Below are 8550 nucleotides of genomic sequence, written 5' to 3' on the forward strand. Positions count from 1 at the left end.
GGGGTGGGGGGGGCCCCCCCCCCTGGGCCCCCCCCCCCCCCCCACGCTCGGGCGCAGTCAGCACCAGATGGGCATCAACCACATGAGCCCTGCGGCCAGAAGGTGTGCGGTTCCGGCTATCAGGGCGGTCATGCTGTTCATTCGCGCGGTTCCTCGGGGGTTGTGTCTGATATTGCAGGCTCTTTGTAGCAGATTTCCTTCCGAATCGGAAAACTCTCGTGCGAGGTGCCATCGCCTGTTCGACGTCGGCCTGTCCAAGGGCCGATTCAGGTCAATCAGAGGCTACTGGCCGAAACTTTTCGGCCAGTAGCAGGCGAATGGCGTCATCACATGCGGAATTCATCCGTCCGATTGCATGTGCTTTTGTATCCCGGCCATGGCCTCCGTGGCCAGATCGACCTGATCGGCTGCTCCGACCTGTGCTGCCAGGGCGATCGAAGCGGACAGGTGGCCGGTTGCCGCGGCGGTGTCGCCGAGCGCGGCCTCGGCCAGGCCGAGGCCGCGGAGCGCGGCGGCCTCCTCGCGGGTGGTGCCGACGGATCGGGCCAGTTCAAGGGCGGTGGAGTGCTGATCGCGGGCCTCGGCGGCCCGGCCGGCGGTGCGGAGCACGTGGCCCAGCCCGTTGAGTGCGTCGGCCTCGTGTTTGATGCCGCCGACCGAACGGAAAACGGTCAAAGCCTGTCGGTAGAGGCCGACCGCGCGCTCCAGTTCGTCGGGGATGGTCAGGGTCGCTGCCAGATTGGCCTTCACCACCGCGAGGTCGAAGCTGGACATGGAATTCTTTGCGCCAGCGAGGACCTGTTCGAACTCCGCTCGCGCTGCGGCGAGCTCGCCAATTCCCAGGTGCAGGTCCCCGATATTGTTCAGGATGCGCATCTCGAAGGTTCTGTCCCGGAACTGGCGGGCGAGCGGGAGCGCATTCTTGTAGGCGGACAGAGCCAGGGTGGAATTTCCGAGGGTGCGCTGCACGATGCCGATGTTGGCAAGGCAGCGTGCGGTGTTCCACAGATCGCCGTTGTCTCTTCGGATCTGCAGGGCCTCCTCCTGCAGCGCCAATGCCTCGACCAGCGTGCCCTGGTGCCAGAGCAGTCCGCCCAGGAGGCTCAACGCCTCCGCCGTGGCGTCGTCGTCGCGCTCGGCGCGGGCCAGGGTCAGCCCCCGCTGGAGCGCCTCCTGGGCGGCCGGGTAGCGGGAGGCATTGGCGAGGGTGGCGCCGAGGTTGATCAGAGCGCGGGCCTCGCGCCGGTCGTTCGACGCCGAACGCCAGTACGTGGCAGCGGCCTGATGCAGCTGGTGGGCCTCACTCCAGTAGGCCTGGGCGTCCAGATGGCCGGCCAGGACGTGCGCGAGCCACGCGGTAGCCTCGGGGTGACCGGCGGCGCGGGCGTGAGTGGCCAGTGCGATCAGACCGGCCTGTTCGGTGTCAAGCCATTCGCGTGCGGCATCGTTCGAATCCAAGTCAAGTTCGTACAACAACGTTTCCATCCCTGGTAACTGATGGAACGTCGGGAGCGCGAGTCGCGATCGGCGTGGATACAGCAGCCGATCCGCCTGATCGGCTGCTCGGAGTGTGAACCCGAGCAGCCGCCGAAGCGCGATCCCCGCTTCTTCCTCGCCACCCTCGTCGCGAATCAGTACGTGCGCGTACTCCTTGAGGAGGTCGTGGAGCTGATAGCGCTCCGGAGTGTGCTCCTGGACCAGGTGGCAGTGCAGCAGTGCCTCCAGCAGGTGGTCCGTCTCGTCGACCGGGCGGCCGAGCAGGGCGGCCGCGGCGTGGAGGCCGATGTCGGGCCCCGGGTGGACGCCGAGCAGGCGGAACGCCTCCTGCTGCTCGACGGGCAGGGACCGGTACGACATCTCGAAAGCGCGGGCGACGCTCTCCGTGTCGTGCCGGATCTCGGCGAGCCGGCCGGTCTTGCGGGACAGTCGCTGGGCGAGGTGTGCGAGGGTCCACGACGGCCGGGCCTTGAACCGGCTGGCGGCGATCTCGATCGCCAGCGGCAGCAGTCCGCAGCGGTCGACGATCTCGACGATCCGACCGCGGTCGTCGGCGCGCTCCCGCCCCACCACCGAGGTGAACAGGGCGACCGCGTCGTCCACCGGCAGGATGTCCAGGAACACCGGCCTGGAGCCGGGCAGTTCGGCGAGCCGGCGTCGACTGGTGACGAACACCAGCGAGGCGGGAGCGGTCGGGAGCAAGGGCCTGATCTGGGCCGCGGTCGCCGCGTCGTCGAGGACGACCACCGCGCGCCGAGTGGCGAGCAGGTCGGCGCACTGGGCGAACAGTTCTTCGCTGTCGAGCGGAATGGTCGCGGCCGGTACGCCGAGTCGCCGCAGCAGTGCGGTGGCCACTGCCGGGGGTGTGAGCGGGCGCTGATTGACGACGTGGGCGCCCAGGTTGAGGTGGGCGTACCCCTCGGGGAACCGGTGCCGCATCAGATGGGCGGCGTGCAGCGCCAGGGTGGTCTTGCCGACGCCCGCCATGCCCAGGATCGCCGAGACCGTCACCACTCCGCCCTGCTCGACCGTGTCCTCGGTGCCGCCGAGCAGTCGGCGCAGGTCGTCCCGGCGGCCGATCATGTGCCGCCCCGGCGGCGGGGACGGTACGGCGCCACCACGTGGGACGGGCGCCGGGCGCGGGCCGGGGGGAGTCCGGGCGGCGGGCCCGGTCAGCGGGGCGCCGGTGAGCATCCGCTCGTGCAGGCGGGTGAGGGCCGCGCCGGGGCCGGTGCCGAGGTCCGCGTGCAGGCGGCGGACCACGGCGGGGTAGACGGCGAGCGCCTCCGCCTGCCGGCCGGCGCCGTGCAGCGCGACCAGGAGGTGTGCGGCGACCCGTTCGTCGGTGGGGCGTTCCTCGCGCAGTGCGGTGAGTTCGGGGACGACTTCCCCGAAGCGGCCCAGCCGGAGGTCGATCTCGATCCGCAGCAGCGTGGTGGCGAGGCGCTGGTCGGCCATGGTGGCGCGGGTGGACTGGGCCCAGCTGCCGGGCAGACCGGCGAGCGGTTCACCGCGCCAGATTTCCTCGGCCCGGCCCAGGACGGTCCTGGCCTGGATGTCGTCGCCGGTGTCGGCGAGTCGGCGGGCATTCTTGGACAAGTCGACAAAACGATGCCAGTCGATCGAATGGGAGTCGGCGCGGAGCGCATACGTGTGCGATCGGCTCTCGATGGTGGGGAAGTCGTGCGGTGAACCGGGGCTCTCGACGGCACCGGCCATTCGCAACTGGCGCCGAATGCGGGAGACATGGCTGTAGAGGCTGGCGACCGCGCTGGGCGGGGGCTCCTCGTCCCACAGCCGGCCTGCCAGCAGCTCGTGGCTGAGCGGCCGCCCGACGTCCACGGCCAGGGCGGCCAGCAGTCGGCGCCCCTTGTCCGTGCGAATCGCCGACAACTCGCCGTTCACCGAAAGTTCAACCGAACCCAGAAGATGGAACTCCATTCGACGCCCCCCGCCGGTTGGCTACCAGCTTGCCGTGTCGGAGCGGAGCATCCCACGTGTGCAGGGGCTGGGCCATACCGCCTACCGCTGTAAGGGTCAGGCGTTATTGACAATTCGGTGCCTGACGGAGCCTCATGTGATATGCGGGAGTTGCCGATTAATCGGCAACACGGGCCACATCGGTTCGTTCCCGTCACTTCAGTCCATCGTTCTACGGGTAGGGGGAGCCAGTGGAGCCGGAGATGTTCGGAGTAACGGGAGTCCGAGGTCGGCCGCGCGTCGGGAGTCGCCGATGAGTGCGGCGGACGGAGCACGCGAACCGCATCCCGACACGCGGAACTCCCTGTCCGGCGGGAGGGTCGACGGCTCCGTCGTCCAGGCGGGGGAGATCCACCATCTGACGGTCTACGGCGGTCCCGCCGAACCATCCGCCGCCTCGCGCCTCCCGGTGCCGCGTCAACTGCCCCCGACCCCACGGCGTCTGGTCGGACGGGAGGCCGATCTCGCCGCACTCGACCGCGAGTTGGGCGACCCGCCGGGTGCCGTCGACGTCACGGTGGTCGTCACGGGCCCCGCCGGGGTGGGCAAGACCGCGCTCGCCGCCCAGTGGCTGCGCCGGCTGGCCGGCCGCTTCCCGGACGGCCAGCTCTACGCCGACCTGCGCGGCCACGCCCCGGGCGGGCCCGCCGACCCCGCCGAGGCACTGGGCGGGTTCCTGCGCGCCTTCGGCATCGGCCCGGTGCCCGGCAGCCTCGCCGAGGGCACGGCGCTCTGGCGCTCCCTCGCCGCCGAACGCCGGATCGCCGTCCTGCTCGACAACGCCTCCACCGCCGCCCAGGTCCGGCCGCTGCTGCCCGGCTCGGAGCACGCCGTCGTCGTGGTGACCAGTCGCCGCCGGCTCACCGGGCTGGGCATAGACGGTGCCGTGTTCCGGCCGGTCGGACTGCTCTCGGACGACGCGTCCGTGCAACTGCTGGCCCAGCGGGTCGGTGCCGACCGGGTGGCCCGCGAGCGGACCGCCGCCGCCCAGGTGGTGGAGCGCTGCGGCCGGCTCCCGCTCGCCGTCTGCCTGGCGGCGGCCCGGATCGCCGCCCGCCCGGTGCAGCCGCTCTCCGCCACCGCCGCGGCCCTCGGGCAGGAGTCCCAGGGGCTTGCCGCGCTCGACGTCGAAGGAGAAGCCGTGCGGCACGCGCTGGACGCGTCCTTCGAAGTCCTGGGGGCGGACACCGTCCGGCTGTACGGGCTGCTGGGCCTGCTGCCGTTCCCCGTGTTCACGCTGGACGTCGTCTGCGCGGTCGCCGGTCTGGCCCCGGACGAGGCCGACCGGCTGCTGGACGGGCTGATCGATGTCCACCTGCTGGAGGAGCTGGAGGGCGGCTTCCGCTTCCACGACCTGGTCAAGCTGCATGCCCGGGCGCGTGCCGAGGAGGTGCGCGAGCTGGCCGAGGGCGGGGCCGCCGTCGACCGGGTGCTCGACTGGTACCTCGCCCGCACCACCGCTGCCGAGGCGCTGCTGAGTCCGAGCCACCGCACTCTGCGTCGCGACTACACGGTCGAACCTGGGCCCCGCGCAAGGGAGTTCGCCGACGAGACGGCCGCCGTCGGCTGGCTCGACGCCGAGACCGGGCGGCTCGCCGACACCGTCCGCTGGGCCGCCGCCACCGGCAGGGCGGCCACCGCCTGGCAGCTGGTCGACGCCATGTGGCCGCTCTTCCTGCGGTTGCGCCCGGCCCGGCTGTGGATCGAGGCGCACCGGATCGGGCGGGAGGCCGCCCGGGCGGCCGGCGACCGGGCGGGCGAGCTGCGGATGCTCACCTCCGGCGGCACCGGTCTGCGCAACGCGGGTGCGGGGGAGGAGGCTGCGGAATGGTTCACCGAGGCACTGCACCTGGCCCGCGAGGTCGCCGAACCGCTCGTCGAGGCGGACGCGCTCTACGGCTTGAGCCAGACCCACCGGACGGCGGGCCGGCTCACCGAGGCGGCCGACTGCCTTCGCGAGGCGGCCGTCCTGAGGGAGTCCCAGGGCTACGCCCGGGGCACGGCACTCGCCCGGTTGGCGCTCGGTGACGTGCTGCTCGTGGCCGGCCGCCCGGCCGAGGCCCTGCCCGTCGTCATGGCTGCCCACCGGGTCCTGGCCGCCGTCCCCGCGCCCTACGAGGCCGCGCGGGCGCTCGCCTTCCTCGGCCAGGCGCACGTCGCGCTCGGCGCCCACGACGAGGCCCACCGCTGCTACGCGGAGGCACTCGCCGAGTTCCGCGCGGGCCGAGCCCGTCATTGGGAGGCCCGCGTCCTCGAACTCGTCGGCGACCTGGCGCGCGCCCGCGGAGACCTCGTCGAGGCGGCCGCCCGCTACGGCGAGTCCCTGGACCGCTACCGGGACCTGGCCGCTCCCGACGTGGCCCGTCTCGAGTCCGCCCTCGCCGCCCTGGCGGCCCCGCCCGGCCCGCCTCCCGGCACCGGCTGAGCCGGCCGCACACACCGCCGCGCACACCGCCGCGGCAGCGCAGTTCGGCACCGCAGCCCGGCACCGCAGCCCAGCACCGGATTCCGCCCGGTGCGGGCCGCGGGTTCCCGCCGGTGCCGCCCGGCCGACCCCCGCACCGGCATTTACTCCGGCACGCGAGCGGCCGAGCGGCCGCGGTCCCTCAGGCGGGGCGCCGGGCTCCCGGGCGCGGGGCCGGGGCGGCCGGCGCGACGAGTTCGGCCAGCGCGACGAGCTCGGTGAGCGACCCGCCGGTGGCGAGCCACGCGTGGGCGAGCGAGCCGAGGGCGAGCCCCGGGGTGGGCGGGGAGGTACGGAGTACCAGCCGTCCGCCGGTCCGGGCGAGGACGAACAGGGTGCCGTCCGGGTCGACGGCCGTGGTGACCGCGCAGCCGGGGAAGGCCCGGAGGACGGCGGAGAGCCGGTCCCGGGCTCCCCCCGGGCCGGTACGGCCGAGGTGGAGCACATCGGCGTGGCGACGCCAGCGGGCGGCGTCCGGTGCGGTGAGGTCGAGCGCCAGGTGCTCGTCGACGAAGGAGCGGAGCGCAGTCGGCTCGACGGGGCGGACGGTGGTGAGCAGCCAGGACCGGACCCCGGCCGGGGAGTGGATCCGGGCTTCGAAGCCGGTGCTTCCGGGCACCCCGGTCGACGGCGGTGGGCCGTCGACCGGGGTGAGCAGCACGGTGCGGAACGCGGTGTGCGGCGCGGTGCGCGGCGGAGTCACCGCCGGTCCTGCCCGGCCCGCCCGGTGGCGTGGCTCTTCGGCCAGAGCGGTGCCGGCAATGGCAGGACGGGGGGCTCCGGCACGTGGGCGGGTTCGCCGAGGCCGAGGACGCGGTAGAGCAGCCGCCGCATCCGGCGGTCGAACCGGCCCGGTTCGGAGCTGATCCGGGCGGCGATCGCCGCGTACTCGGACCGCCGGTACTGCCGGGCGGCGTAGTCGAGTTGGGAGGTCAGGGGATGGGCCGGACTGAGTGCGGGCGCGGTCCGGGCGAGCAGGGCTCCGGGCGAGCGCGGGTTGACGTCACGGTGCGGGTATTCGGCGAGCAGGATCGGCGCGCCGGTCATGGTGCCGTAGAGGGTGACGGAGCCGTGGTCCCCGATGACGAAATCGGCGGCGACCAGCAGCGGGCGCCAGTCCTCCTCGGGTCCGATCACGGTCACCGCCCCGCGGGCGGTGGCCGTCGCCCAGGAGCGGACGGCCCACGGGCTGTGGGCGGCGGCCACATTGGGGTGGACCAGCAGCGCGGTGCGGTAACCGCGCCTGGGCAGTTCGCCGGCCAGTCGTGGCAGGACGGCGTCGAGCCGGGTGAACAGCGAGCCGCTGCCCCAGGTGGAGCAGACCAGCACCAGGCGTTCGCCCGGCCGCAGCCCGAGCGCGGCCCGGTAGCGTTCGCGGGCGGGGAGGGCGGCGGCGATCCGGTCGTAGCAGCCGTCCCCCACCACTTCGGTGATCGGAAGCGCCTCGGGGCAGCCGCGGCCCACTTCGGCACGCTCCTCCTCGTGCGCGAGGGCGAAGGCGGAGGGCACCACCCGGCCGTTCCGGACGATGTACTCGGGCCCCAGGCCGGACACGGTCCGCGCGGAGCCGGTGCCGGTTTCGGCGCCCGCCCCGGTCCCGGTTTCGGCGCCCGTCCCGGCCGGCGACAGCTTGATGTGCCCCGCGCCGTGCGGCAGCCGGACCAGCGGCCCGTGCAACTGCTCCAGGCCCTGCGACCCGGCCGCGAGCACCAGGTCGAACTCCCGCCGGACGGCCTCCTCCCAGGGCAGCACCGTGCCGCCGAGCCTGCGGATGTGGGCGGCCGCTCCCGCGTTGAACGCGTGCGGTGCCACCGTGAACTGGACGTGCACCCGCAGGTCGGCGGCGAGCAGCGGATAGATGTCGTGCAGCCGCTGGCCGTAGACCGTCGAGTGCACGACCACCAGCACCTCCTTGCAGTCGGTCAGCGTGGCCCAACGGCGACCGCTCCCGACCTGCCCGCTCCCGACCTGCCCGCTCCCGAACTTCCCGTGGTCGACCTCACCGCGACCGGCCTCGCCGTGCGCGATCTCCCCGTGGTCGACTTCCCCGTGCACCAAGGTCATGTCGTTCCCCCTCCTTGATCCCGGACCGGGGCCCCGGGTCCCGGCGGCCCCGACGGGGGTGTGCCCGGGTGTTCTGGCGGATTCCATGACGGTCCCTGGCCAGTGCTTGCGCAAACCTTGCGGCGGCCTTGCCCCCTTGCTCCTTCGCCCCTGTGCTCTGGGTCCCGCCGCGCCCCCCCGGAAGGACGGAAGGGTACTGAGTTCCTTTACCAGGGGTACTGAGTGCCGTATCCTCTTCGGAGAGCCTCTGACGCCGTTGAAGAGAGTCGACAGGGCAGGCCGGTCCGGGTGGTGCGATACCGCTCGCGGGGCACGGCCGGGCCCGGCCTGGCACTCAGTACCCTCGGTGGGCTGCGAGGCCGTGGACCAGTGCATCCGACCAGTGCACCCGTACCAGGAGAACCGCTCATGAGCTTGAGGATCGTTGTCTGTGTGAAGTATGTGCCGGATGCGACGGGTGACCGTCGTTTCGCGGACGACCACACCACCGACCGGGAGGGTGTGGACGGCCTTCTGTCGGAGCTGGACGAGTACGGGGTGGAGCA

At 72.9% G+C, this 8550-nt stretch carries 4 protein-coding genes and 1 pseudogene; 2 read left to right on the forward strand and 3 right to left on the reverse strand.

From position 1 onward, the window contains the following. Window positions 1-339: 339 nt before the first annotated feature. Window positions 340-3390, reverse strand: coding sequence for an AfsR/SARP family transcriptional regulator (locus SM793_RS35840; protein ID WP_320443322.1), 3051 nt, complete (start codon window positions 3388-3390; stop codon window positions 340-342). A 340-nt stretch (window positions 3391-3730) separates the two neighbouring features. Here SM793_RS35840 and SM793_RS35845 point away from each other — a divergent pair, with 340 nt between their 5' ends. After that, window positions 3731-5902, forward strand: coding sequence for a tetratricopeptide repeat protein (locus SM793_RS35845; protein WP_320443323.1), 2172 nt, complete (start codon window positions 3731-3733; stop codon window positions 5900-5902). 181 nt (window positions 5903-6083) lie between these two features. Here the strand turns inward: SM793_RS35845 and SM793_RS35850 are convergent, their stop codons facing one another. Both SM793_RS35850 and SM793_RS35855 read right to left on the reverse strand, forming a co-directional pair. Then, window positions 6084-6644 (reverse strand): hypothetical protein, encoded by a 561-nt coding sequence (locus SM793_RS35850; RefSeq protein WP_320443324.1) that lies wholly within the window; start codon window positions 6642-6644, stop codon window positions 6084-6086. Beyond that, the gene (locus SM793_RS35855) at window positions 6641-8005 is read right to left on the reverse strand and encodes a hypothetical protein (protein ID WP_320443325.1); all 1365 of its coding nucleotides are present in this window, start codon (window positions 8003-8005) and stop codon (window positions 6641-6643) included. The genes SM793_RS35850 and SM793_RS35855 overlap by 4 nt, the downstream gene beginning before the upstream one ends. A 408-nt stretch (window positions 8006-8413) precedes the next feature. Between SM793_RS35855 and SM793_RS35860 the strand changes: the two are divergent. Continuing rightward, a pseudogene (locus tag SM793_RS35860) lies at window positions 8414-8550 on the forward strand (electron transfer flavoprotein subunit beta); the annotation flags it as partial.

The sequence above is a fragment of the Kitasatospora purpeofusca genome, assembly GCF_034043715.1.
GTDB classification, from domain to species: Bacteria; Actinomycetota; Actinomycetes; order Streptomycetales; family Streptomycetaceae; genus Kitasatospora; species Kitasatospora purpeofusca_A.